Genomic DNA, 25,839 nt, shown 5'->3' with positions numbered 1-25,839 from the left:
GACGTTACCTAATCTTAGTGTTCTGTTAAATTAAAGCTTACTGGTTGTTGCCTGGATAAGCAGGTTATCAACCGAGGCATGCATGACTTCAAGTAATGGATTTGGCCAAACACCCAGCAGCACAATCACAAATGCTAGGGTGGCCATAATCGCAAACTCACGGCGGTTAAGATCTTGTAGCTGGGCGACGTTATCATTCGCCACCTTGCCAAACACCACACGTTTTATCATCCACAAGGTATAGGCCGCGCCCACAATCAAGGTGGTTGCCGCTAATATGCCAAACCAAACGTTTGCTTTGAATGCACTTAGGATAACCATAAATTCCCCGACAAAACCAGAGGTACCTGGTAAGCCGGCATTGGCCATGGCAAAAAGGACTGCAAAGAAAGCGAACCACGGCATGGTGTTAACAACCCCGCCATAAGCACTGATATCACGTGTGTGCATTCGGTCATAAAGCACCCCTATCGCCAAGAACATCGCGCCAGAGATAAAGCCATGCGAAATCATCTGCACCATCGCCCCTTCCATACCCAAGGCGGCACCTTGGGTATCACCGGTTTTGGCCACGATTGAATACACCAGGAACATACCGAGGGTAACAAAGCCCATGTGTGCAATCGAAGAATACGCAACCAGCTTTTTCATATCTCTTTGGATAAGTGCAATAAAGCCGATATAGACGATAGCAATTAATGATAACAGGATGATTAACCAATCAAGTGTGGCTGAGGCATCCGGGGTAATCGGCAAGCTGAAGCGAACAAACCCGTAACCACCCATTTTCAGCATAATTGCGGCCAGTACCACCGACCCTGCCGTAGGTGCTTCAACGTGCGCATCGGGTAGCCAGGTATGGACAGGGAACATAGGGATTTTGACTGCAAAGGCAACCAAAAAGGCCAAGAATATTAGGATTTGCGCAGTAATGCCTAGTGGCATCGCATGGAAATCAAGAATCGAGAAGCTTCCGATTTGGAAGTACATATATAGGAATGCGATGAACATAAACACCGATCCCAAAAAGGTGTATAGGAAAAACTTCATCGTAGCGTATACACGATTTGGACCACCCCAGATACCAATGACGATGAACATTGGAATCAACAAGGCTTCCCAAAACACATAGAACAAAATCGAATCTAGTGCTGTAAATACACCTATCATGATACCTTGCATAATCATGAAGGCACCCATGTACTGTTCGACGCGCGTTTTAATAACAGACCAGGCTGATGCTATGACCAGTATTTGGGTAAAGGTAGTCAATAGCACCAATGGCATTGATAAGCCATCGACGCCTAGAAAGTACTGGATGTTGTATTGTGGGATCCAGTCCATGCGCTCAACAAACTGCATGTCTGCAGTCGTCATATCAAACGCAAAATACAGCGGTAAGGATAAGATAAATGTGAGTACAGCCGCGCCAAATGAAAACCACTTGGCAAAGTTTGGATTATTCCGACCCGCAAACAGGACAATAAGCCCGGCGATGATCGGAAGCCAAATCAGCGTACTAAGAATTGGGTAGCCTACAGACATGAATACGATTTCCTTTTCTTATTCTTATACTTACCAAAGAGCCCAGATCAGCAGACCTAACAGGCCAAAGATCATAACAAACGCATAATGATACATATAACCCGTCTGCGACTCACGTGACATAGTTGCAAGGTTTGCAATGTGTTTAACGGTACCATTAACCATACCCGTATCAATCACTTTGGTATCGATTGATTTCCATAAATAATGTCCCAGCTTAATTGACCCTTTAGTGAACACTATGTCGTTAAAGCGGTCAAAACCATAGGCATTTTCCAACATACCCTTAGCACGCGGTAGGCTGGCAGCTATCTTCGCTGGAATATCTGGACGCTTCAGATAGAAGAACCATGCTAATGCCACACCGGCAAGGGCCAGCCAGACTGGCACCGACATAAAGCCATGCAAGATAAATCCAACAACAGAATCAAAATACTGATCATGGACACGTGCCAGTACATCGTTTTGTGCCAAGACGAAAATGGAGTCTGAGAAGTAGCTACCATCGAGTATCGATTCAACCATAAATAGACCAAGCAATACAGAGGGGATCGCCAACAGAATCAATGGCACTGTTACAACCTTCGGTGATTCATGGATAGTGTGCGTACGTACATACTCACTTTCTTGACCGTGGAAGACAAGGAAGAACATTCTAAAGCTGTAGAAGGCCGTAACAAACACACCCATTAAGAGCAAGGCATAAGCAAACCCGGAGCCGGCGATGTCACTCTCACCTACTGCAAGCAGTATGGAGTCTTTTGAGAAGAAGCCAGCGAACCCAGGGAAACCGATCAATGCCAAAGATCCGATGAGCAACGCAAAATAGGTGATTGGCATGTGTTTTCTTAGCCCACCCATTTGACGAATGTCTTGGATATGGTGCATGGCGATAATAACAGAACCTGCCGCCAAGAATAACAAGGCTTTAAAAAAGGCATGGGTTAATACATGAAACATAGAAGCCGCATAGGCTGAAGCACCTAACGCCGCTGTCATGTAACCTAGCTGTGACAAAGTTGAATAGGCAACCACCCGCTTAATGTCGTTTTGAATAATACCTAACAAGCCCATCATAAAGGCGGTTAACGCGCCGACAATTAGAATGAATTGTAGTGCCGCCTCAGACATTTCGTAAGCAGGCGACAAACGAGCAACCATAAAGATACCTGCGGTTACCATGGTAGCGGCATGAATAAGTGCTGAAATTGGTGTTGGGCCTTCCATTGATTCAGGCAGCCACACATGTAATGGCATTTGCGCTGATTTACCCATGGCACCAATAAATAGCAAAATCACCATCACTGTAATAACAGACCATTCGACGCCCGGGATAAACTGCACCATGGTGTGTTCATGTTCGGCTAGGCGATCAAAGAATTCTTGATAATCCATGGTATTGAAGTATACGAATACCATCGCAATACCCAAAATGAAACCAAAGTCACCCACGCGGTTTACAAGAAAAGCTTTAAGGTTTGCTGTAATAGCCGATTCGCGCTTCATGTAGAAGCCAATCAATAGATAAGAGACTAGGCCTACTGCTTCCCAACCAAAAAATAACTGTAAGAAGTTATTGGCCATAACCAATGACAACATTGAGAAGGTAAATAGCGATAAATAACTAAAGAAGCGCTGGTAGTAAGGGTTGTCATGCGGATAGTCTTCATCATGATCCATGTAGCCAATAGTGTATATATGCACCATTAAGGATACAAAGGTGACCACCAGCATCATGGTCGCACTGAGTTTGTCAATCAAGAAGCCGATTTCAAAACGGATACCGTCACTGACCATCCAGGTATAAAGCGAGGCATTATAGGGGTCAGCACCCTGGAATATATAGAGGTAAAAAACGTAAACAGACAAAACTGTTGATATTGCCACCGAGCCGATGGTGACGCTTTGTGCACCCACTCGACCCACTTGGCGACCAAACAAGCCTGCTACTGCCGCACCAAATAAAGGTGCTAGCAGAATAATCGTTAATATGGTATGTAAATGCTGTTCCATGCTCTACCCCTTCAATGAACCTAGATCGTCAACATTGATACTATTTCGATTTCGAAACACGAGGACGATAATGGCAAGGCCAATAGCTGCTTCGGCAGCGGCGACCGTAAGAATAAAGAACACGAAAATCTGTCCTGAAATATCATTCAAGAAGAAAGAAAACGCGATAAGGTTTGTATTCACAGCAAGTAGCATTAACTCGATAGCCATTAATAACACGATGACGTTTTTACGGTTAAGAAAAATACCTGCTAGGCTTAATGTAAATAAAATGGCACTAAATACCAAATAATCGGACAATGCGACCATCTTTATTCATCCCCTTCTTGTTTTGGTGCAACAGGTTTTTCTTTAACAGCGTTCATCTTGACCATCTCAAAACGCTCTTTTGGATTGACACGAACTTGCTTATCTATGTTTTGATACTTCACTTCATGTGGTGGGCGACGACGAATAGTCAGGGCAATGGCCGCAACAATCCCGACTAATAACAATACCGCTGCTAATATAAATGCATAAGCATGTACGGTATAAAGCTGTAAACCAAGTGCTTCGGTATTACTATAGTCGGCTGCAAATCTAACTGGTTCACCGGTTTTATCCAAACCAAACTGATGTGGGCCTAACACCATATACAACATGGCGAAAATGGCCACTGCCGCTAACACACCTATTGGTAAATAACGTGTAAAACCTTCTCTTAGTTTGACAAGGTTGACATCCAACATCATTACCACAAAGAGGAATAAGACCATTACCGCACCGGCATAAACTAGTATTAATACAATACCGAGGAATTCGGCCTGCATCATTATCCACACTCCGGCTGTCGCGATAAACGTTAACACAAGCCACAAGGCCGCTTTGACAGGGTTATTCACTGAGATCATCATAATAGATGCCAGCACGGCTATTCCGGCCAGTACATAAAAAATTAACTGTTCAAATGTCATATATTATTTTTCCTATTCCTCACCAGGCCTGCTTAACGGAATTTCGCATCAGCTTGACGATCCGCTGCAATTTGCGCTTCATACTTATCACCAAAAGCAAGTAACTTGTCTTTGGTCATAATATTTTCACCACGCTCATGAAACTCATATTCAAATACGCGTGTTTCTACAACCGCATCTACCGGACAGGCTTCTTCACAAAAACCACAGTAGATGCACTTGAACATGTCAATGTCATAACGCGTTGTGCGACGAGTCCCATCATCACGTTCTTCCGCTTCAATTGTTATGGCGTTGGCCGGACATACGGCTTCACACAATTTACAAGCAATACAGCGCTCTTCACCGTTAGCGTAGCGACGCAATGCATGATGGCCACGAAAACGAGGTGATAAAGGGGTTTTTTCTTCTGGGTAACGTACGGTGATTTTCTTTTTAAAGAAATATTTACCCGTTACGGCGAGTCCCTTAAAGAGTTCGGTTAAACCAAATGTTTTCACCTGATGTTTTAAGAATGCAACCATGGTAACCCCCTATTAATTGAACCAAGGACCGATGCTGAAATAGTGCATGATCGCAACAACGAATACCCAAACTATGGTCAGTGGAATAAGCACCTTCCAACCTAAACGCATTAGCTGGTCATAGCGGTAGCGCGGAAAAGTTGCACGGAACCACAAGAAACAGAACATTAAAAATGCTACTTTTAAGAACAACCAAATGAAACCCGGTATCCATGCGGTGAGTGGATCGAGTAACCAGATACCTTCAAAAGGTGAATACCAGCCACCTAGGAACATAATAGCGGTCATAAAGGCAATCAATAACATCATGGCGTATTCGGCTAACATAAATACACCAAAGCCCATTGATGAATATTCAACATGGAAGCCTGCCACAATTTCTGCTTCACCTTCAACGACGTCAAACGGGGTACGGTTGGTCTCAGCTAAGCCGGAGATAAAATAAACAGCCAACATAGGTAATAATGGGATCCAGTACCAGTTCCAGAACCCCCCTTGCTGACCATGAACGATTTCGGTTAAGTTCATTGTTCCGGCTACCATTAATACAGTGACGAGCGCAAAGCCCATCGCAATTTCATAAGAGACTTTTTGGGCCGATGCACGAAGTGCGCCTAGGAAAGCGTACTTTGAGTTGGATGCCCAACCTGCAATAATCACGCCGTAAACTACGATAGAACTCACGGCCAGCACGTACATCACACCGACATTGATGTCAGATACGACGACGCCTTCATCAAACGGGATAACCGCCCAGGCCGCAATAACAGGTGCCAGTGCTAGCACTGGTGCGACTAAGAATAAAAATAGGTTGGATTGGTGCGGGCGAATAAATTCCTTCATGATAAGTTTTAATGCATCCGCAAAGGGTTGCAAAATACCATAGGGTCCAACACGGTTCGGCCCCATTCGCACCTGCATAAAGCCGATTACCTTTCGCTCTGCCAAGGTAATAAATGCTACCGCTATCATGATGGGCATAATGACCACAACGACTTGAATGACCAGCGTAATTAAGATGGCCAACCAATCGTATAAAAAAAGACTTAGCCAATTTTGAATCGCATTAAACATGTAGGTGTCCTTTTATTAGATTGTACGCACCGGCGCTTGCGCATCCGGTGTCGCTTGCAGTGCAGGGGCACGACGCACCATGCTGTCAATCGCATAACAACCCATGTAAGCCGGCGTTAAATTCATAGTCGGTTCCGGCTTGGTTAGGTCAATTTGACTAGAGTCTACCGAGCTTGGTTCTGGCATCTTGGTACTCAGCTCATCCAAGACTTCTTGACTTGATACATAGTCAAACCCGTCAAGTTGGCATACATTGCCGAGTACGCGCAGAATTTTCCATAAGGGTTTTGATTCAGCTGTAGCATTTGCCACAATCTTAAAGCTTTGCTGGTCGCCTTGTAGATTAATATAAGAACCCGCATTTTCTGCAAATACCGCCATAGGTAGCTGCAAACTAGCATGATGTTGAGACGTTTCACTACTGAAGGGGCTGATGTGAATCCAGTCTTCAACTTGCTTAACAAGCGCCATGGCCGCATTCGGATCTATGGCATCCGCTTCTGGCTCAACACCCAAGGTAACAAGTAGTTTTTTATTAGCAAATCGATCAGTAAGCGTTGTTGCTTGATGCGGTTGCAAATCGCCAAGTAGTCGATGTGCACCTTGTGTATTTGCAAACATGGCTAAATCAGCCAGCGCAGTACCGGTTAAATCAGTCAGCATACTGGCGAGTTTAAGTAGTAACGCATAATCTTTATCTGACTGTGCCATTTGACCCAGCATAATCATGCCATCTTGGGCAGCATCAAGTTGCTCAACAGCCTTGTGCATATCATCTGTCACGGGCACATCGCCAATTTCGGCCGGTACCGCTTGGTTTTTACGTTCACAAGCGGCTTTAACCAGGCCTGCTAGTCCATTAAATAGTGATGGATCAACCATGTCTGCCGATACGACCATATTTTGATCTAGTTTAGTGGTTGCCAAGCAACTGACCTTAGCGCCCGCCAACTGGGCTTTTCGTAAGCGGTTGTTTAACAATGGTAATTCTTTGCGTAAATAGCATCCCACTAGTAATGCCGCATCAAGTTGCTCAATGCTAGCGAAGCTGCGGTTCAAGCCTTGGTTAAGCCCCGCTTTATCCGCACGGAAATCCTGCTGATTTAAACGATATTCGATTTGATTCATCCCTAAACCAGTAAAGAGCTTACGGGCAAGATACATCTCTTCTAATGTCGCACTTGGGGATATAAGTACCACAACATCTTTTGATTGATTTTTGTATTTAGATAAAGTTGTGACTGCTTTTTCTAATGCCGCTTCCCATTCTAGGGCTTGCCATTCGCCCTGCTCTTTTGTCGTGGGCTGTAGCATGCGGTCTTGATGTGCTATGGCTTCATAGGAAAAGCGATCACGGTCCGAAATCCAGGTCTCGTTAATCGCCTCATTTTCTTGAGGAACTACGCGCATCACCTCACCATTACGCGTGTGGACTAGAATGTTAGAGCCAATAGAATCATGCGGTGCGATTGACGGAGTGGCTTTCATTTCCCAAGAACGGGCTTTATAGCGGTAAGGTTTTGATGTAAGCGCACCCACGGGACAAAGGTCAATCATGTTCCCAGACAATTCTGAGGAAATAGACTTTTCAATATACGTGCCAATTTCCATCCATTCAGATCGTCCGGTTGCGCCTAACTCTTTTAGACCGGCAATTTCTTGACCAAAACGTACACAACGCGTGCAATGGATACAACGTGTCATATCTGTTTGAATTAACGAGCCGACGTTACGATCACCAACAATGCGTTTACCCTCAGAATATTGGGATACATCATCACCATAATCCATCGCAACATCTTGCAGCTCACATTCACCACCCTGGTCGCAGATTGGGCAATCTAATGGGTGATTAATAAGCAAAAACTCCATCACCGCTTTTTGTGCCGCCACGGCTTTGGGTGATTTAGTATTGACTTTCATACCATCCGCTACAGGCGTAGCACAAGCTGGGACAGCTTTGGGAGCCCCTTCTACCTCGACGAGGCACATACGACAGTTTGCCGCGATGGACAGTTTCTTGTGATAGCAAAAACGAGGAATCGAAATTTTCGCGCCATCTGCGACATCGATGAGCATATCACCTTCGCTCGCATTAACAATTTGACCGTTGATTTCAATTTTAATCATAGTAATTAACCTGTTAGTGAGTCTGCTCTTACGTTATGCGCGATCAAAAATACTGCAACCATGATCAATGTAATGGCGGAATTCATGCTCATAGTGCTCTAGAAAACTCGCCACTGGAATAGCCGCCGCATCGCCGAGTCCACATATTACGCGACCCATAATTTTTCCTGACACGTCTTTTAATGTTTCGATATCTTCAGGTCGGCCTTTACCCTGTACGATACGATGAACCATACGATACATCCAACCTGTGCCTTCACGACACGGCGTACATTGACCACAAGATTCATCATAGTAGAACCAGGTTAAACGTTCGAGTGCTTTAACCATATCGGTATGATCATCCATAATAATCACTGAACCGGCACCCAAAAAAGAACCTGCTTTGGCAATGGAGTCATAATCCATTGTCATAGCTAATGCCTTTTCAGCCGGTAATACTGCCGTCGATGATCCTCCAGGGATAACGCCCTTGAGTTGACGGCCTTTCCACATCCCGCCCGCTTCTGCTAGCAAATCTTTAAAAGGCGTACCCATTGGGATTTCATAGTTACCCGGTTTATTAATGTGACCAGACATAGAGAAAAGTTTGGTTCCTCCTGCATTGGCAACCCCAATATCACGGAACCACTCACCACCTTTGGCCAGGATCATGGGTACAGATGCCAAGGTTTCAGTGTTATTGATGGTGGTTGGTTTGCCATACAAACCATAGCTAGCTGGGAAAGGGGGTTTAAATCGGGGCTGACCCTTTTTACCTTCGATCGATTCAATTAACGCCGTTTCTTCGCCACAAATATAGGCACCTGCACCTAAGTGTGCATACAAGTCAAAACTATGGCCTGAGCCTAATATATTTTCGCCAAGCAGGCCTGCTTCTCTTGCTTGATCAACCGCACCGGTAAAACGCTTGTAAGGCTCCCAAAACTCACCACGAATATAGTTATACCCGGCATTCGCACCTATCACATACCCTGCGATCATCATACCTTCGATAAGTTGATGAGGGTTGTAGCGCATAATGTCACGGTCTTTAAAGGTACCCGGCTCACTCTCATCGGAATTACATAATAAGTATTTAGGGCCAGGCGCATGGCGATTCATAAAGCTCCACTTTAGCCCTGTTGGAAAGCCTGCCCCACCCCGACCACGCAGGTTGGACGTTTTAACCTCATCAATAATTTCTTGTGGGGTTAAATCACCGGCTAGTACGCGCTTCCATACTTCATAACCGCCCTGTGACATATACACATTAATATCCCAAGATTGGTCAAGGTGATTATTTCTGTAACAACATTGGTTTAGTTCAATACTCATCACTTACTCCAAATTGTCCAGGATTTCATCTACACGGGCTTCGGTTAAGTCTTCATAGAAGACCTTGCCAATTTGCATCATTGGCGCACCACCACAAGCACCCAGACATTCAACTTTCTTGATTGAAAATTTGCCGTCTGGCGTGACTTCACCGACTTTGACATTTAACTTATTTTCGAGGTAATGCAACAACTCATCTGAGCCGCGCAACATACACGAAATATTGGTACACAAACAAATTTTGTGGCGTCCCACCGGCTTGTGTTCGTAGTTGGAGTAAAAGGTTGCTACTTCGTATACCGAAATAGGCGTCATGTCGAGATAGTCGGCGACCTGATCCATCATGTCTTTGGTTAAGTGACCGCCTTGCGTCTCCTGCACAATACGAAGTGCGGCAATGACGGCTGATTGTTTTTGATCATCAGGATAGCGTGCTAACCAACGGTCAATACGCGTTTTAACCTCTCCTTGGATCACATTATCTGTTGTTGCTGCTGCATGAGTTTGGCTCATCGGTCAATCTCTCCAAATACAATATCCTGGGTACCAATGATAGTAACAACATCGGCAATCATGTGGCCTTTAGCCATTTCATCGAGCGCCGCAAGGTGCGGAAAACCCGGTGCACGTATTTTTAAGCGATAAGGTTTATTGGCTCCGTCGGATACCAAATAAACACCAAACTCACCTTTTGGATGTTCTACAGCACTGTAAACTTCACCGGGGGGTGTAATAAAGCCTTCGGTAAAGAGTTTAAAGTGATGAATCAACGCTTCCATATTCGATTTGGCGTCAACGCGTGAGGGGGGTGTAACTTTATGATTATCAGCAATGACAGGACCAGGGTTAGCCTTTAGCCACTGCACACATTGTTTAATGATTTTATTTGACTCGCGCATTTCTGCAACACGCACTAGGTAGCGATCATAGCTGTCACCTGTTTTACCAACAGGGATATCAAAATCTAGCTTATCGTAGACTTCATAGGGTTGTTTTTTGCGCAGGTCCCAAGCAATACCTGATCCACGTAGCATTGGGCCAGAAAACCCTAATTGTAATGCACGCTCAGGTGAAACAATACCGATATCAACGGTACGCTGCTTCCAGATACGGTTATCCGTTAATAGGGTTTCATATTCATCAACATAACCCGGAAAACGTTCTGTAAAGGCTTCAATAAAGTCAAGCAGGCTGCCTTCACGTGTTTCATTTAGCTTATCAAGGTCTTTACCCTTGTGCCACGGCGATTCCGAGTACTTTGCCATGGTTTCAGGAAGGTCACGATACACACCACCAGGACGGTAGTAGGTCGCATGCATACGTGCACCTGATACGGCTTCATAGCAATCCATTAGGTCTTCGCGTTCACGGAAAGCATATAAAAACACTGTCATTGCGCCTATATCAAGGGCGTGAGCCCCTAGCCACATTAAGTGGTTTAGAATGCGGGTAATTTCGTCAAACATGACACGAATATATTGCGCTCGCTCGGGCACTTCAACGCCTAATAGTTTCTCGATTGCGAGCACGTAACCATGTTCGTTAGCCATCATCGAAACATAATCTAAGCGATCCATGTAGCCAATAGATTGATTATATGGTTTGTATTCTACTAGCTTTTCCGTTCCACGATGTAGCAAGCCAATATGCGGATCTGACCGTACGATTGTTTCACCATCAAGCTCAAGAACAAGTCGTAATACACCATGAGCTGATGGATGTTGCGGGCCAAAATTTAGCGTATAGTTTTTAATTTCAGGCATTGATAATTCCCTTGCAATTAATGGCGAACGACACGAGGAACGTTGACACGGTTTTCAATCGAAACCGGCTCATAAACAACACGCCCTTTTTCACTGTCATAACGCATTTCAACATGACCGACCAAAGGGAAATCCTTGCGTAACGGATGACCAACAAAACCATAATCTGTCAAAATACGACGCAAATCAGGGTGACCGACAAAAATAATACCGAACAGATCAAACGCTTCACGTTCAAACCAATTTGCTACATTCCAGATATCTGACACTGTATCCACCATAGGCTGAGTTGAATCTGCTGGATAGGTTTTGACGCGAAGTCTGAGATTGTCATTAATAGATAATAAATGATAGACCACGCAAAAACGTTTAGGAGCATCCAAACCTTCGGGTTGATGAATAGGTTCAAAATCAAACACCCCACGGCTAAAACCCGTGTTTACAGCCTGATCAGACTCCCAATTTGTCTGGCCAAATGACAGGTAATCTACACCACACACATCCATTAGCATCTCAAAACCAAGCTGATCACGTAAACTAAGCATCACTCTGTGTAGGTTTTGCGGACTAACCGTCAGGGTTAACTCGTCAAATTCATGATTAAGCTGTTCGTATTGTTCTGCCAGAGTTTCTTCAATGCGCGTTTGCAAATCTTGAACGGATTGTTTCATAAGCTTACCTAAGGTGAGTACTTGAATTGCTAGCGAGCAATCGTATTAGTCTTACGGATTTTTTTCTGCAACTGCAAAATGCCGTACAACAAGGCTTCCGCTGTAGGCGGACAGCCCGGGACATATACATCCACAGGTACGATTCGGTCGCCCCCTCTTACACCCGCATAGGAATAGTGATAATAACCACCGCCATTGGCACAGGAGCCCATTGAGATAACCCAACGCGGCTCAGCCATTTGGTCATATACCTTGCGTAAAGCAGGCGCCATCTTATTAACCAGTGTGCCTGCCACTATCATGACATCAGATTGACGAGGACTGGGTCTAAAAATGATCCCAAACCGATCTAGATCGTAGCGCGATGCACCGGCATGCATCATTTCAACTGCACAACAAGCGAGACCAAATGTCATTGGCCATAGGGAACCTGTTCGTGCCCAGTTGATGAGTTTATCGGCAGATGTTGTTACAACGCCTTCCTTTAATACGCCTTCTATTCCCATTCTAGCGCCCCTTTTCTCCATTCATAAATAAAGCCGACCACCAACAGGGTTAAAAACACCCCCATTGATAACAGACCAAACAGACCAATGTCATCAAGCACAATAGCCCATGGGAACAAGAAAGCGATTTCGAGGTCGAATATTATAAAAAGAATGGCAACGAGGTAAAAACGCACATCAAACTTCATGCGCGAATCCTCAAAAGCTTCAAATCCACACTCATAAGGTGAGTTTTTTTCAGCATCTGGCTTATTTGGCGCTAACACAAAACTCATCACTAGTGGGCCAATCCCAAAAAGAATCCCTACTACGGCAAACACCAAAATAGGTAAATAATTTTCTAGCATAGGTTGTTCACCTCTTCTAGTTTATATGAAAGGCATAAGCCCAAAAAATGGTGCCGATGGCCGGACTCGAACCGGCACAGCTTTCGCCACTACCCCCTCAAGATAGCGTGTCTACCAATTTCACCACATCGGCATGTTTGTAATGTTTAATCTGGTACAACTGGCCCACGATCAGCCGGGCGCTCTTGTGAAGCAGGTTGTTCAGTTACCACGCTTTGGTAACCTTTTGCTTGTTTGCTTGCAATGTAGGCAAGAGACAAACTGGTAATAAAGAACAGCGTAGCAAGTACGGCTGTCATTTTGGATAAAAAGGTCGCACTGCCACGGCTACCAAAAACAGATTGAGAGGAGCCACCAAAATTGGCGCCTGCATCTGCACCTTTACCGTGTTGCAGCAACACTAAAACGATGAGCCCAAAAGCTAAGACAATATGGACTGCAAGTACTATTTCAAACATGATTGCGCGGCCGCCTTACAAATTGCAAAAAAATCATTAGGATTAAGAGATGCGCCACCAATCAAACCACCGTCAATATCCGGCTGTGCGAACAATGTTTCCGCGTTATCAGGTTTAACACTGCCACCATATTGGATAATAACCGCGTTAGCGACATCAGCATTATGTTGTGCTAGTTGATGGCGAATAAAGGCGTGTACGGTTTGCGCTTGATCAGGTGTTGCTGTTTTACCCGTGCCAATGGCCCATACTGGCTCATAAGCAATGACGATATTTTTGAAAGCCTCAACACCAACCTTATTAATAACCGCATCTAACTGGGTTTTAACAACTTGTTCAGTTCGATCGGTTTCGCGCTCTGCTAAGGTTTCTCCAACACACAAAATAGGTGTTATATTGCTAGCCAACAAGACAGCCACTTTATCTGCAATCTGCGCATCGGTTTCATCGTATATTGCACGACGCTCTGAGTGGCCAACAATGGCATAAGAAATCATCAGGTCACTCAGCATATCTACCGAAATTTCGCCTGTGAAAGCACCAAAGCCGGCTTGATCACAAACATTTTGAACACCGACCTTAACATCAGATGACGCTAATAGGGATTGTACTGTGCCGACATATAGACTTGGTGGACAAATTGCAATCTGCACATTATTTAACGACTGAGCTTTCTGTGTAAACTGCCCCAAGTGGTCTTGAATCATAGCTTTGGAGCCATGCATTTTCCAGTTTCCTGCTACAAATGGGATTCTCACGCATCCATCTCCAATTTAAAGGTTGCATAATATTACTGGCTTTGTTGTTAAATTACAATCTTGACAACTTATGAAAAACCTTTTTCAACACAATTTGCCAGCAATCTTGCCTGTTTATCCACTAAATCTGCGTTCTGACCTTCGACCATTACTCTAACCAATGGTTCTGTTCCGGAAGCACGAATGAGTAAACGTGCCTCATACTGATATTGCTTTTCAAAACCCGCTATTGCTTGCAGTAGCGGTGGATAGGATTCGGGGTCATATTGATTTGAAACCTTTACATTGATCATTCGCATCGGGAATTTTGTTAAGCCATCCAACAACACACCCCAACCACCTTGTTCACAGTAAATAGATAAGAATTGCAATGCCGCAATAATCCCGTCACCTGTTGATGATTTGTCGAGACATAATATATGCCCTGAACCCTCGGCACCTAATAACAATGACTGCTCCTTGAGCTTTGCCATGACGTATCGGTCACCTACGTTAGCGCGATGCAGTTTTTTACCTATTGCCGCGAGTGCTTGCTCTATACCCAAATTTGTCATAAGCGTACCTACCACTGCTCGATGATCGGGGTACTTGTATCGCGCTAACAGATAAAGGATGTCATCACCGTCCACGATTCGACCTGTATTAGTGACCAACATAAGACGATCACCATCTCCGTCTAATGCAATACCTATATCGGCCCCGGACACTTGCACCGTTTCAACCAGCTTATCAAGATGGGTGGCACCACATTGTTGATTTATGTTTAACCCATTTGGTTCCACACCTATTCGGGTTACTTTTGCACCCAGTTCTTCAAACACAGCCGGCGCAATGTGGTAGGTCGCTCCATGCGCACAATCAACTACTAGGTGCAAACCTTCTAACGAAGCCTGCCCGTCAAAGGTACTTTTACAAAACTCAATATAACGTCCAGGTGCATCATTAATACGTTGAGCCTTGCCTAACTCAGCGAGGTGTGTTGCTTGCTCGGGATGACAAATAGACTGACCAAAAGCCGCTTCAATTGCTAATTCCAGCTCATCAGATACCTTCAATCCCTGTGCGTCAAAGAATTTAATACCGTTGTCGTAATGTGGGTTATGAGATGCACTGATTACAATACCCAGATCAGCACGAAAGGTTCGCGTTAAATAGGCAATCGCAGGTGTTGGCATAGGGCCAAGTAGCAAAACATCAATACCCGCATAGATTAACCCTGCTTCAAGAGCGGATTCAAACATATAGCCTGATATGCGCGTATCCTTGCCAATCAACACACGGCTTGCGCCACGTTGCTTTAGAACTTGCCCTGTTGCCCAGCCAAGTTTTAGCACTTGATCTGGCGTCATTAAACCTTGACCTACGCGACTTCTTATACCGTCCGTACCAAAATAACGTTTTTTCATTGTAAACCTTCCTGATCTAGCCATGGCGTTAGCGCTGCAACCAACTGCCAGGCCTGCTTTGTTTCCACCACATCATGCACCCGGATAATATGTGCTCCTTGCGACAACGCAATGACGGCCGCAATAACACTTGGCAACATTCGCTGCTCAACCGGCAGGCCATTAAGCAACCCACCTAGCATTGACTTGCGAGAAACACCTACTAGCAATGGCCGCTGCAATCCATGCAGCTCTTTGAGGCGTCTAAAGAGTTGCGTATTATGCTCTAGGGTTTTACCAAAACCAAACCCTGGATCCAAACAAATACGTTCAGCATTTATACCATACTGATCACACGCCTGCATTCGTTCAGCTAAAAATTGATAAACATCGGATACGACATCCTGATAGCTTGGAGACTGCTGCATGGTTTTTACTTCGCCCTGCTTATGCATTAGACAAATTGCCGCATTTGGGTACTCACTTAATGCCATTAACGCACCTTCAGCTTGCAGTGCATTCACATCATTAATCATATCTACCCCTAAAGCTAAACTTTGACGCATAACCTCAGGCTTATAAGTATCCACTGAGATATAGCAACTTGTCATTTCTTTGGCCATTTCTATAGCAGGCAACACGCGATCAAGCTCAGCATTCAGACTTACCGGCTCGGCACCAGGCCTGGTAGACTCGCCACCGATATCAATAATATCAACACCCTGACTGGCGCATAGCTCAAGCTGTCGCTTTAATTGATCTTGTTGTAATAACTTACCACCGTCACTAAAAGAGTCTGGCGTGACATTCAAAATCGCCATTAACATTGGCTTAGGGGCGTTCAGTTTTTTAATCAGTGACATGTTTAACTCCATAAAAAAATAGCCCTCGACAAGGAGGGCTATTTTAAACCAGCTTAGCAAGATGCACTACTAGGTGTGCTTAGGATGCCCTTCTGGATCACTTGACGAATCAGAAGATGAATCTAGGGTATCATCCAACTTTGCTTCTACCGCTTCATCAGTAGACGCCTCGGCTACTTCACCTTCAAGCGTATCGTCAGATGTATCTGATTCAGTCCAATCCGCAGGCTTACCTGGTTCTCGTCCTTCCATTATGTTTTTAATTTGTTGTGCATCTATTGTTTCGTATTGCATCAACGCATCAGCCATAATGTCGAGCTTATCTTTATGCTCAGTCAGAATACGCTCTGACCGTTTATAGTTTTCGTCAATGACACGACGCACTTCGGCATCAATAACCTTTGCGGTTTCATCAGATACAGCCGTAGTACGACTTGAACTGCCCAAAAAACCATGCTGCTCTTCTTCTTCATACAGCAATGGCCCAAGCTTATCTGATAAGCCCCATTTCATTACCATACTGCGAGCAAGCTTGGTCGCACGCTCAATGTCATTCGATGCACCAGTAGTCACTGCGTCATGGCCAAAAATCATTTCTTCGGCAATTCGACCACCATAGAGACTTGAAAGTTGGCTCTCTAGTTTGCGCTTAGAATAGCTCCACGAGTCTTCTTCCGGAAGGTACATCGTGACACCCAAAGCACGACCACGAGGTATGATAGATACCTTGTAAACAGGATCGTGCTCTGGCACAAGGTAACCTACAATGGCATGACCTGCTTCATGATAGGCAGTAAGGCGTTTTTCATCGTCACTCATCACCATTGAACGACGCTCAACACCCATTAAGATCTTGTCTTTTGCTTTTTCGAAATGACCTTGCGTGACTAAACGATCACCTAGACGTGCTGCAAATAAAGCCGCTTCGTTGACTAGGTTAGCCAAGTCTGCCCCTGAAAAACCAGGTGTGCCGCGCGCTATTAGTGCTGGTTTAACATCTTCTGCAACCGGTACTTTTCGCATGTGTACTTTCAGGATTTGTTCACGACCACGAACATCAGGTAAACCAACGGTTACCTGACGGTCAAAACGGCCTGGACGTAACAATGCTGGATCGAGCACGTCTGGGCGGTTCGTTGCGGCGATAACAATGATACCTTCATGCCCTTCAAAACCATCCATTTCTACGAGCATCTGGTTAAGGGTTTGCTCACGTTCATCGTTGCCACCGCCCATGCCAGCGCCGCGACTACGACCCACTGCATCAATCTCATCTATGAAAATAATACAAGGCGCATGCGCTTTGGCTTGCTCGAACATATCACGAACACGTGAAGCACCCACACCAACAAACATTTCAACGAAATCCGAACCAGAGATCGTAAAAAAGGGTACTTTTGCTTCGCCAGCAATAGCTTTTGCCAGCAACGTCTTACCCGTTCCAGGCGGGCCAACCATCAATACTCCACGCGGTATTTGACCACCAAGATTTTGGTATTTTGTCGGATCACTTAGAAAATCTACTAACTCTGCCACTTCCTCTTTCGCTTCATCGGCACCGGCTACATCGTTAAAGTTAACTTTAACTTGGTCTTCAGAAAGCATTCGTGCCTTACTTTTGCCAAACGACATGGGGCCACCTTTGCCACCAAGTCCACCGCCCATCGAGCGCATGAAAAATATCCATAGTGCAATTAAAAGTAACATTGGGAACCATGAAATGAAAATTTGCAACAACAAACTTTGCTTTTCAGGCGGCTGTGAACTGACCGCAACCTTGTTTTGTAGCAGATCGCCCATTAAGCCTGGATCACCTGGGTTATAGGTCGTGAAAGATTCACCATTGATATAAACACCGCGAATTGTCGACCCTTCGATATTGACACGACTCACCTCACCATTACGCACTTGATCTATAAATGCTGAATAATCGAGGCGGGTGTTATTTTTCTGTGTATTTTCCCCAAAATGGTTGAACACAGACATTAACACGAGTGCAACCGCAGCCCATATTAGAATGTTTTTTAGCATATCGTTTTTCATTAACTATGTCCTTAGGTGCCGATATAGGGCGTTCTTAACGCTTTTAAGTTTTAAATGATAGCATGAGCAGAGACGCCCCGCAAAAACTAAAGGGTGTAAACTTAGCGCAATTAACGTTTTTTTTGACCCAATAAATAAATTTCACTACTACGTGCCCTTGATGCTTGAGGCTTACGCGTAACCACTTTAGTATATTGTTGGCGCATTTGTGCCAGGAGCAATTCATATCCCTCACCCTGAAAAACCTTCATAAGAACATTGCCACCCGGTTTCAATACTCGGTCTGCCAAATCAAGCGTTAACTCCACCAAATACATGGCACGTGGAATGTCCACCGCCTTATTGCCACTAAAATTGGGGGCCATATCTGACATAACCAAATCTACAGGACGATTTTTAATCAAGGTCAATAATTGCTCAAACACCGCATCATCAGTAAAGTCACCTTGTAAAAAAGTGACACCTGCATAGGGCTCTACTGGCAAAATATCAAGCGCTAATACCTCACCACCAGGACTGATATGCTGGGCAGTGTATTGCGACCAACCACCCGGCGCTGCGCCTAAATCTAGCACTAACATACCAGGCTTAAGGAGCTGGTCTTTCTCGTTAAGTTCTTTTAGTTTGAAAATAGCACGTGAACGCCAACCTTCTTTTTGCGCCTGCAAAACATAAGGATCATCAAAATGTTCTTGCAGCCAGCGTGAGCTTGATTTTGATCTAGCCATAAAATTCCTATTTGCAATATCAATTTAGATTAAGATTTTTAAGACAATTTGCTATAAGATAACGACAATTTTTACGAAAGGTAACCTAATGACAACTCTTACTAAAACACAAGTCAAATATCTTAAAGGACTGGGACATCATCTAAATCCGGTTATTTTGGTTGGCGCGCAAGGCATCACTGAGAACCTACTTAAAGAACTTAACAATGCATTAAATCATCACGAGCTGATTAAGGTTAAGATCGCTCATGACGATCGAGAAGCACGACGCGAGATGAACGATGAAATTCTTAAAGCAAGTAAAGCGGTATTAGTGGGCGCGATTGGTAAGACATTTATTTTGTACCGCCCCCACCCTAAAGAACCCAAGCTATCCCTGCCTCGCTAGACTATCGCTAAGCTATTTTGCAACCAATGCATCCAATCCGCGTGACAAATCGGCCTTGATGTCATCAAGGTCTTCTAACCCGACTGAAATACGTACAAGATTATCAGTAATACCGGTTGCTAAGCGTTGAGCGGGTTCAACTCGACAATGTGTTGTCGTCGCTGGATGGGTGATACTGGTTTTAACATCACCTAAATTTGCGGTTATAGATAAAAACTGTGTTGCATCTATCACTGACCAAGCCGCGGCCTGATCTCCCGTAACCCTAAAGCTCAACAAACCACCACCACCTGACTGTTGACGCATTGCGAGTTCATGCTGCGGATGTGACGCTAAGCCAGGATAGAAAACCTGCTCTACTGCGGGATGTTCACTTAACCACTCCGCCAAAGACTGTGCCGCTGCGCTATGGGCTTTCATTCTAAGAGAAAGTGTTTCTAAGCCTTTTAAAAACACCCATGCATTAAACGGGCTCATACTTGGACCAGCCGTGCGAATGACTCCCCGCACCGCTTCACCCACTGCGTCGTGACTCCCTATAACCGCACCGCCCAAGCAACGACCCTGCCCATCTAAAAATTTGGTGGCAGAATGAATAACAATGTCTGCCCCCAGTGCTATCGGGCATTGCAAAATAGGCGTACAAAAACAATTATCAACCACCAGCAAAGCTTGGTGTTGCTTAGCCAGGCCTGCTAAAAAGCCAATATCGGCCACGTCGGTCAGCGGGTTTGAAGGGGTTTCTAAAAATAGCATTTTGGTATTCGGCTGAATCGCAGCCGACCAGGCCTGCTGATCCGTTTGAGCTACAAACGAAACCTCGATACCAAAGTTAGCTAGGTATTTGGTAAATAGCACTTTAGTAGTACCAAAAATACTGCTCGATGACAGCAGATGATCTCCCGCTTTTAACAACCCCATGCAACAGGCCAAAATTGCCGACATCCCTGATGCTGTCGCAACACAGGCCTCGCCTCCTTCTAAAACCGCCAGTTTATTTTCAAAGGTACGCACGGTTGGGTTGGTAAAACGTGAATAAACATTACCTGGCGTGTCTCCACTAAATCGCTGCGCCGCTTCTTGAGCACTGCGATAAACAAAGCTTGAGGTCGGAAAAATAGCTTCTGAGTTCTCTTGCTCATGGGTTCGCTCATAACCCATGCGAATAGCCAGTGTATCTAAAGACCAGTCTTCCATCTAACCCCCTTGATTGTGTAGGCCAATTGCCTCTGGGGTGGGCGTTTTTTGCTGTGTTTTAGCATCGTCATTACGGCTTTTGTCAATCGAGGCTAAGTACTCTGGAGTGATGTCGCCGGTGACATAAACGCCACTAAAACAAGAAGTATCAAAGGATGAAATTAATTCACTCCCTGCACCGACAGCTTCAACCAGATCGTCTAAATCTTGGTAGATTAGTTTGTCTGCGCCAATGAAGGCGGCCACTTCTTCAGTACTGCGGTTATTTGCCACCAGTTCTGAGGCCGAAGGCATATCAATACCATATACATAAGGATAACGCACCGCAGGCGCTGCAGAAGCAAAATAGACATTTTTAGCGCCTGCATCACGTGCCATTTGGACAATTTCACCCGATGTGGTGCCACGCACAATTGAATCATCAACCAACAACACATTCTTACCCTCAAATTCAAGGTCAATCGCATTGAGCTTTTGTCGAACTGATTTTTTACGTTGGGTCTGACCCGGCATAATAAAGGTTCGACCAATGTAGCGGTTTTTAATAAACCCTTCACGATAAGGCACATTTAACATTGCAGCCAGTTGTAAAGCGGATGTTCGACTGGTATCGGGGATGGGCATGACGACATCAATATCATGACCCTGCCACTCACGCTGAATTTTTTCGGCAAGCTTTTCGCCCATGCGCAACCGAGATTTATAAACTGAAATATCGTCAATCATTGAATCTGGGCGGGCAAAATAAACAAACTCAAAAATACAGGGGGAATAAACCGGCTTATCATGGCACTGTTCAAAAAAGATCTGCCCGTCAGGTGTCACCACTACCGCTTCGCCTGGCGCCACATCACGATAGCGAGTAAAGCCAAGCCCATCAAGCGCGACACTTTCTGATGCGATCATATAGTCCATACTACCAGCGGCATTAACGCGTTTACCCACAATCAACGGTCGTAACGCATAAGGATCGCGGAAGGCAAGCAAACCTACACCCGATACAATACCGATTGCGGCATAACCCCCTCTCACTCGCTTGTGTACAGTTCGAACTGCATTAAAAATATCTTTTTGATCAACAAACAATTTCTTTTGGTTCATCAATTCGTGCGCAAATACGTTCAACAACACTTCTGAGTCAGAATTGGTATTAAGGTGACGTAAGTCTTGCTGATAAATTTCTTGGCTTAATTGTTCTGCATTGGTCAAATTACCGTTATGACCCATCACAATCCCATAGGGAGAGTTGACGTAAAAAGGTTGTGCCTCAGAACTTGATGACGAGCCAGCCGTCGGGTAACGTACATGACCTATCCCCGTGCTACCATGAAGATCACGCATGTGACGGGTGCGAAAAACATCTTTTACTAGACCGTTGTCTTTTCGCTGATAAAAACGTCCGGCTTGATGGGTGACAATGCCTGCCGCATCTTGTCCACGGTGCTGCAATATGGTTAGTGCATCATAAATCTCTTGATTGACTGGCGCACCCGCTGCTGAAACGATCCCAACTACTCCACACATTTGTCCTGCTCACTTGCTTGAAGATTAAAAATTATGGCGTGCATTTTACTTGATTATGATCACACCCGGCTTACTGATTTGTTCGATCTAAAATAATAGACTCTACCCGCAATTCTACATCTAAGATGGCTTTTACCCTTTCTGCTTGGCTACGGCTCTGATAGGGGCCAACACGTACCGTGTAAAAGCGACCTGATGAGGTGGTAAAGCTACCAATCGATGTTGGGTAACTTGTTTGCAGGCGTTGCTCTAGGCGCACGGCATTGTCTGGGTTTTGATAACTAATGAGGCGCACATAAAATCCTGGTTCGGTAATGTCGGTTATCCTAGGGTCGGCCAGATTCGGCGTTGAAGTGGTCGGCTTATTTGAACGGGTGCGAGTGCTGGTTTCGGTGACCTCAGCCACTTGAGCAGACTCGGACGGCTTGGTCGGGGTAGCCGTCATGCTAGAAGGCGTAACAAGTTGGTCAAAATCAATATCGTCAAGGCTATCGACGGTTGCTTTAGTGCCAGCGTGAGCTAAGCTAGGATACTCTACTGGGTTGGCATACCATTGTGGCACCCACCATATCAGCGCCCCTAACCAAATCACCGCACCCGTTAAACGATTCTTTGTCAACTTATCCACTTTGCTGAAGCTCCGTCATTAAGGCGCCTACCGTAACAAATGAACCAAAGGCTACCACACGCGTTTGAGCTAGGTTTTGCACCATCGTTATGGCTTCGCTAGCTGTTTTGGCTATTGTGCAAATAGCTAGCTCATCGCCCTGGATAACAGCCGTATCATTTAAGTGTCGCTGCATGACACTTGGTTCGAGTGCTCTAGGCTCTGGTGAAAGATCCAATAAAACCCATCGATCAATATGCGACCACATTTGCGCAATCATACTTTGTACATCTTTATCAGCTAACGCGGCAAAAACACCAATAGGCTTAGTTAAAAGCTGGCTATTTTGCTGTGACACTTTGCGTGCAAGCTGCGCAACGGCTTGCGGGTTGTGAGCCACATCAAATAACCAGTCCTGGTGACCTAGCCGCATAAACTGCATACGACCCGGGTGTGTTACCGCTTTTAAACCAGCTTCAATGGCAGACCTACTAATGTCAAATGCTGTTTGCGCTTGTAGCCAAGCTAGCACGCCAGCCGCATTTTGTAATTGAAAATCACCCGCTAGCGCGGGTAAGATTAAATCAACATCATTGTAAGATTTTTGTGAACTGGCATCGCATAGGTCTTTAAAACGCCAGTGCGCTTCGCGCGGCTGAAAACTAAAATCCCGGCCTAAACATTTTAAATAGACCTGTTGTTTTTTAGCCTGCTCCAATAACCGTTTTGGCGGTTGTGGATCCGAACAAACGCATAGTTTATTTGCTCGCATAACGCCGGCTTTTTCATAGCCTATATCTTCGCGATTATCACCTAAATAGTCTTGATGATCCAAATCAATAGCGGTGATAATGCAACTTGAATTATCGACCGCATTAACTGCATCCAAACGCCCCCCTAAACCTACTTCTAGAATGACTAAATCGAGTGGCTGTTGATGGAAGTACCATATTGCGGCCAAGGTGGTGAACTCAAAAAAACTTAATGATATGTCTTGGCGTGCTTGTTCAACAGCAACAAAAGCAGCAACCCACTCTTCATCACTCAAGCACTGGCCATTCACTTGTGCACGCTCATTAAAACGAATCAAGTGTGGCGAGGTATAACAGCCAACACGATACCCAGCCGCCTGCATAATGGCACTTAGCATTGCGACACTTGAGCCCTTGCCATTTGTACCCGCAACGACCACTCGTTGTGTACCAGGTTTAATTTCGACGACACCTAGGTTATGCGCAACCTGCCCCACCCGAGCCAATCCCATATCAATGGTTTTGGCATGAAGCTGCATAAGATAATCTAACCACACCGATAATGATGATGTGGCATCCGCTACACTAGGCGCATCGGCAGACACTTTCATCTATCGATTTAGCAACATTCTAGCTTGAGTTGCAATAGTTTTTGCCAGTTTATGGCGGTGAACAATTTTATCAATTGCACCGTGTTTCAATAAAAACTCACTCCGCTGAAACCCTTCCGGCAAGGTTTCTCGCACCGTTTGCTCAATAACACGTGGCCCAGCAAAACCAATCAGCGCCTTAGGTTCAGCAATGTTAATATCTCCTAGCATTGCAAAACTAGCTGACACGCCCCCCATAGTTGGGTCAGTAAGCACAGAAAAATAGGGCAGTTTTTCTTCTCGAAGTTTACCCAGAGCCGCACTGGTTTTTGCCATCTGCATCAATGAAAACAAGGCCTCTTGCATACGTGCGCCACCGCTGGCCGAAAAACAAACCAAGGGGGCTCGACGATTAATCGCTTCCTCAACGGCCATAACAAACTTGTGCCCCACAACCGAACCCATCGAGCCACCCATAAATTGAAAATCAAACGAGGCGGCCACCACATCTAAACCATCAATTTGACCTACCTGTACAATGAGGGCATCTTTTTCACCGGTGTTCTTTTGTGCTTGCGTGAATCGATCTTTATATTTTTTTTGATCTTTAAATTTAAGCGCGTCTACTGGACCAATTTGTGCCCCCAACTCTGTTACTGGACTGCCCTCATCAAAAAAATAAGTTAGACGTTTACGACCAGAAACACGCATGTGATGATCACATTTTGGACAAACCTGTTGATTTCTTTCCACCTCGCTGCGGTAAAGCACACTTTCACATTTTGGGCATTTAACCCACAGCCCTTCTGGTACAGATTTTTTACGTTCCGCTACCTGCTTGATACTAGGTAGGATTTTTTCAAACCAACTCATAGCGATTCTCCTTTGTCGGCTGCATCAATCGCTTGACGAAATTCAGCCATCTTAGGTGTTAGGGCGGCGAGGACCTCATCTAAGCCAGCTTGTTGATATTGCTCAATAATATTCACTAAAACAGATCCTATAATGACCGCTTCACCGTGCTGCGCCATTTTATATGCCGCTTGCGCATCCCTGACACCAAAACCGATGCCAACAGGCAAATCCACATGCTGCTTAAGCGCTGCTACATGCGAAGCAACATCACCCGCATCTGCTTGACCCACGCCCGTGACACCCTTTAATGATACATAATATACAAAACCTTTACCTTGTTCAGCAATTGCGCCAAGGCGAGTCGAAGGTGTTGTCGGCGACACTAAAAACACACAAGCTAAGCCTTGTTCTGCTAGGGTTTGATGATAACCCACACTCTCTTCGGGCGGCATATCAACCGTTAAGACTCCATCTAAACCCGCCGCAACGGCTGACTTGGCAAACTCAGCCTCTCCCATCGCCTCGATGGGATTTAAATAACCCATTAAGATAACGGGCGTTTGATCATCTCGTTCACGAAACTTGGTCACCATCGCCAAAACATTGCGCAAAGTAACGCGGTGTGCTAGCGCTCTTTCTACAGCTTTTTGAATAGTTGGACCATCCGCTAGGGGATCAGAAAAAGGCACACCTAACTCAAGCAGGTCGGCACCTTGGGCAACTAGATGGTGCATTAAGGCAACCGTCATATCCGGATGCGGATCACCCGCTGTTATGTACGGGATTAGCGCAGTTTTTTGTTGTGCTTGCAGAGATGCAAAGCGTGCTTCAATTCGATTCACAAACAG

Annotated in this window: 26 protein-coding genes and 1 tRNA gene; 1 reads left to right on the top strand and 26 read right to left on the bottom strand. The window is 45.1% G+C overall.

The window, feature by feature from the left end; translation table 11 throughout:
- Positions 1-30: 30 nt before the first annotated feature.
- The 20 genes from BM293_RS00255 to rlmE form a co-directional block, all read right to left on the bottom strand.
- Entirely contained in the window at positions 31-1,545 is a 1,515-nt protein-coding gene (locus BM293_RS00255; RefSeq protein ID WP_093445971.1) for an NADH-quinone oxidoreductase subunit M, read from the bottom strand.
- Between the two features lie 30 nt (positions 1,546-1,575).
- The gene (gene nuoL / locus BM293_RS00250) at positions 1,576-3,558 is read right to left on the bottom strand and encodes an NADH-quinone oxidoreductase subunit L (protein ID WP_093445969.1); all 1,983 of its coding nucleotides are present in this window, start codon (positions 3,556-3,558) and stop codon (positions 1,576-1,578) included.
- Between the two features lie 3 nt (positions 3,559-3,561).
- A complete protein-coding gene (gene nuoK / locus BM293_RS00245; protein WP_093445968.1) occupies positions 3,562-3,867 on the bottom strand; it encodes an NADH-quinone oxidoreductase subunit NuoK in 306 nt (101 codons plus the stop codon).
- 2 nt (positions 3,868-3,869) lie between these two features.
- Positions 3,870-4,511: an NADH-quinone oxidoreductase subunit J gene (locus BM293_RS00240; RefSeq protein ID WP_093445966.1), complete on the bottom strand. Its 642-nt coding sequence runs from the start codon at positions 4,509-4,511 to the stop codon at positions 3,870-3,872.
- A gap of 32 nt (positions 4,512-4,543) precedes the next feature.
- Entirely contained in the window at positions 4,544-5,035 is a 492-nt protein-coding gene (gene nuoI / locus BM293_RS00235) for an NADH-quinone oxidoreductase subunit NuoI (RefSeq protein ID WP_093445964.1), read from the bottom strand.
- A gap of 12 nt (positions 5,036-5,047) precedes the next feature.
- Entirely contained in the window at positions 5,048-6,109 is a 1,062-nt protein-coding gene (nuoH, locus tag BM293_RS00230; protein ID WP_093445963.1) for an NADH-quinone oxidoreductase subunit NuoH, read from the bottom strand.
- 15 nt (positions 6,110-6,124) lie between these two features.
- Positions 6,125-8,239 (bottom strand): NADH-quinone oxidoreductase subunit NuoG, encoded by a 2,115-nt coding sequence (nuoG, locus tag BM293_RS00225; RefSeq protein ID WP_093445961.1) that lies wholly within the window; start codon positions 8,237-8,239, stop codon positions 6,125-6,127.
- 33 nt (positions 8,240-8,272) lie between these two features.
- On the bottom strand, positions 8,273-9,556 hold the full coding sequence (gene nuoF / locus BM293_RS00220; RefSeq protein ID WP_093445960.1) for an NADH-quinone oxidoreductase subunit NuoF: 1,284 nt from the start codon (positions 9,554-9,556) through the stop codon (positions 8,273-8,275).
- 3 nt (positions 9,557-9,559) lie between these two features.
- Entirely contained in the window at positions 9,560-10,069 is a 510-nt protein-coding gene (gene nuoE, locus BM293_RS00215; protein WP_093445958.1) for an NADH-quinone oxidoreductase subunit NuoE family protein, read from the bottom strand.
- Positions 10,066-11,319, bottom strand: coding sequence for an NADH-quinone oxidoreductase subunit D (locus BM293_RS00210; protein WP_093445957.1), 1,254 nt, complete (start codon positions 11,317-11,319; stop codon positions 10,066-10,068). Before BM293_RS00210 ends, nuoE begins: the two co-directional genes overlap by 4 nt.
- 17 nt (positions 11,320-11,336) lie before the next feature.
- Positions 11,337-11,990 (bottom strand): NADH-quinone oxidoreductase subunit C, encoded by a 654-nt coding sequence (locus BM293_RS00205; RefSeq protein ID WP_093445955.1) that lies wholly within the window; start codon positions 11,988-11,990, stop codon positions 11,337-11,339.
- A 29-nt stretch (positions 11,991-12,019) separates the two neighbouring features.
- A complete protein-coding gene (locus BM293_RS00200; protein WP_093445954.1) occupies positions 12,020-12,496 on the bottom strand; it encodes a NuoB/complex I 20 kDa subunit family protein in 477 nt (158 codons plus the stop codon).
- Positions 12,487-12,843, bottom strand: a complete 357-nt coding sequence (locus tag BM293_RS00195; RefSeq protein ID WP_093445952.1) for an NADH-quinone oxidoreductase subunit A — start codon at positions 12,841-12,843, stop codon at positions 12,487-12,489. The genes BM293_RS00200 and BM293_RS00195 overlap by 10 nt, the downstream gene beginning before the upstream one ends.
- A gap of 48 nt (positions 12,844-12,891) precedes the next feature.
- Positions 12,892-12,976: transfer RNA gene (locus tag BM293_RS00190), tRNA-Leu, on the bottom strand.
- A gap of 13 nt (positions 12,977-12,989) precedes the next feature.
- The gene (gene secG, locus BM293_RS00185; protein ID WP_093445951.1) at positions 12,990-13,301 is read right to left on the bottom strand and encodes a preprotein translocase subunit SecG; all 312 of its coding nucleotides are present in this window, start codon (positions 13,299-13,301) and stop codon (positions 12,990-12,992) included.
- On the bottom strand, positions 13,289-14,059 hold the full coding sequence (gene tpiA, locus BM293_RS00180) for a triose-phosphate isomerase (RefSeq protein WP_093445949.1): 771 nt from the start codon (positions 14,057-14,059) through the stop codon (positions 13,289-13,291). The genes secG and tpiA overlap by 13 nt, the downstream gene beginning before the upstream one ends.
- Before the next feature lie 68 nt (positions 14,060-14,127).
- Entirely contained in the window at positions 14,128-15,465 is a 1,338-nt protein-coding gene (gene glmM, locus BM293_RS00175; RefSeq protein WP_093445948.1) for a phosphoglucosamine mutase, read from the bottom strand.
- Positions 15,462-16,307 carry a dihydropteroate synthase gene (folP, locus tag BM293_RS00170; RefSeq protein ID WP_093445946.1) on the bottom strand — a complete coding sequence of 282 codons (846 nt, stop codon included), beginning with the start codon at positions 16,305-16,307 and terminating at the stop codon, positions 15,462-15,464. The genes glmM and folP overlap by 4 nt, the downstream gene beginning before the upstream one ends.
- Positions 16,308-16,376: 69 nt before the next feature.
- The gene (gene ftsH, locus BM293_RS00165; protein ID WP_093445945.1) at positions 16,377-18,350 is read right to left on the bottom strand and encodes an ATP-dependent zinc metalloprotease FtsH; all 1,974 of its coding nucleotides are present in this window, start codon (positions 18,348-18,350) and stop codon (positions 16,377-16,379) included.
- A gap of 110 nt (positions 18,351-18,460) precedes the next feature.
- Positions 18,461-19,078 (bottom strand): 23S rRNA (uridine(2552)-2'-O)-methyltransferase RlmE, encoded by a 618-nt coding sequence (gene rlmE, locus BM293_RS00160; RefSeq protein WP_093445943.1) that lies wholly within the window; start codon positions 19,076-19,078, stop codon positions 18,461-18,463.
- Positions 19,079-19,166: 88 nt separating this feature from the next.
- Here rlmE and yhbY point away from each other — a divergent pair, with 88 nt between their 5' ends.
- Entirely contained in the window at positions 19,167-19,466 is a 300-nt protein-coding gene (yhbY, locus tag BM293_RS00155) for a ribosome assembly RNA-binding protein YhbY (protein WP_093445942.1), read from the top strand.
- 12 nt (positions 19,467-19,478) lie between these two features.
- Here the strand turns inward: yhbY and BM293_RS00150 are convergent, their stop codons facing one another.
- From BM293_RS00150 to trpA, 6 genes are all read right to left on the bottom strand, one after another.
- Positions 19,479-20,663, bottom strand: a complete 1,185-nt coding sequence (locus BM293_RS00150; protein ID WP_093445940.1) for an O-succinylhomoserine sulfhydrylase — start codon at positions 20,661-20,663, stop codon at positions 19,479-19,481.
- Positions 20,664-22,187, bottom strand: coding sequence for an amidophosphoribosyltransferase (purF, locus tag BM293_RS00145; RefSeq protein WP_093445939.1), 1,524 nt, complete (start codon positions 22,185-22,187; stop codon positions 20,664-20,666).
- Between the two features lie 70 nt (positions 22,188-22,257).
- A complete protein-coding gene (locus tag BM293_RS00140; RefSeq protein ID WP_093445937.1) occupies positions 22,258-22,815 on the bottom strand; it encodes an SPOR domain-containing protein in 558 nt (185 codons plus the stop codon).
- Positions 22,808-24,157, bottom strand: a complete 1,350-nt coding sequence (locus BM293_RS00135; protein WP_093445936.1) for a bifunctional folylpolyglutamate synthase/dihydrofolate synthase — start codon at positions 24,155-24,157, stop codon at positions 22,808-22,810. Before BM293_RS00135 ends, BM293_RS00140 begins: the two co-directional genes overlap by 8 nt.
- Positions 24,158-25,009, bottom strand: a complete 852-nt coding sequence (accD, locus tag BM293_RS00130) for an acetyl-CoA carboxylase, carboxyltransferase subunit beta (RefSeq protein WP_093445934.1) — start codon at positions 25,007-25,009, stop codon at positions 24,158-24,160.
- The gene (gene trpA / locus BM293_RS00125) at positions 25,006-25,833 is read right to left on the bottom strand and encodes a tryptophan synthase subunit alpha (RefSeq protein ID WP_093445933.1); all 828 of its coding nucleotides are present in this window, start codon (positions 25,831-25,833) and stop codon (positions 25,006-25,008) included. Before trpA ends, accD begins: the two co-directional genes overlap by 4 nt.
- Positions 25,834-25,839 lie beyond the last annotated feature (6 nt).

It is taken from the genome of Thiomicrospira sp. ALE5, from assembly GCF_900112445.1.
Taxonomy (GTDB): domain Bacteria; phylum Pseudomonadota; class Gammaproteobacteria; order Thiomicrospirales; family Thiomicrospiraceae; genus Thiomicrospira.
Note: the sequence above shows the minus strand (reverse complement) of the source record. Positions and strands in the feature narration are given on the sequence as shown.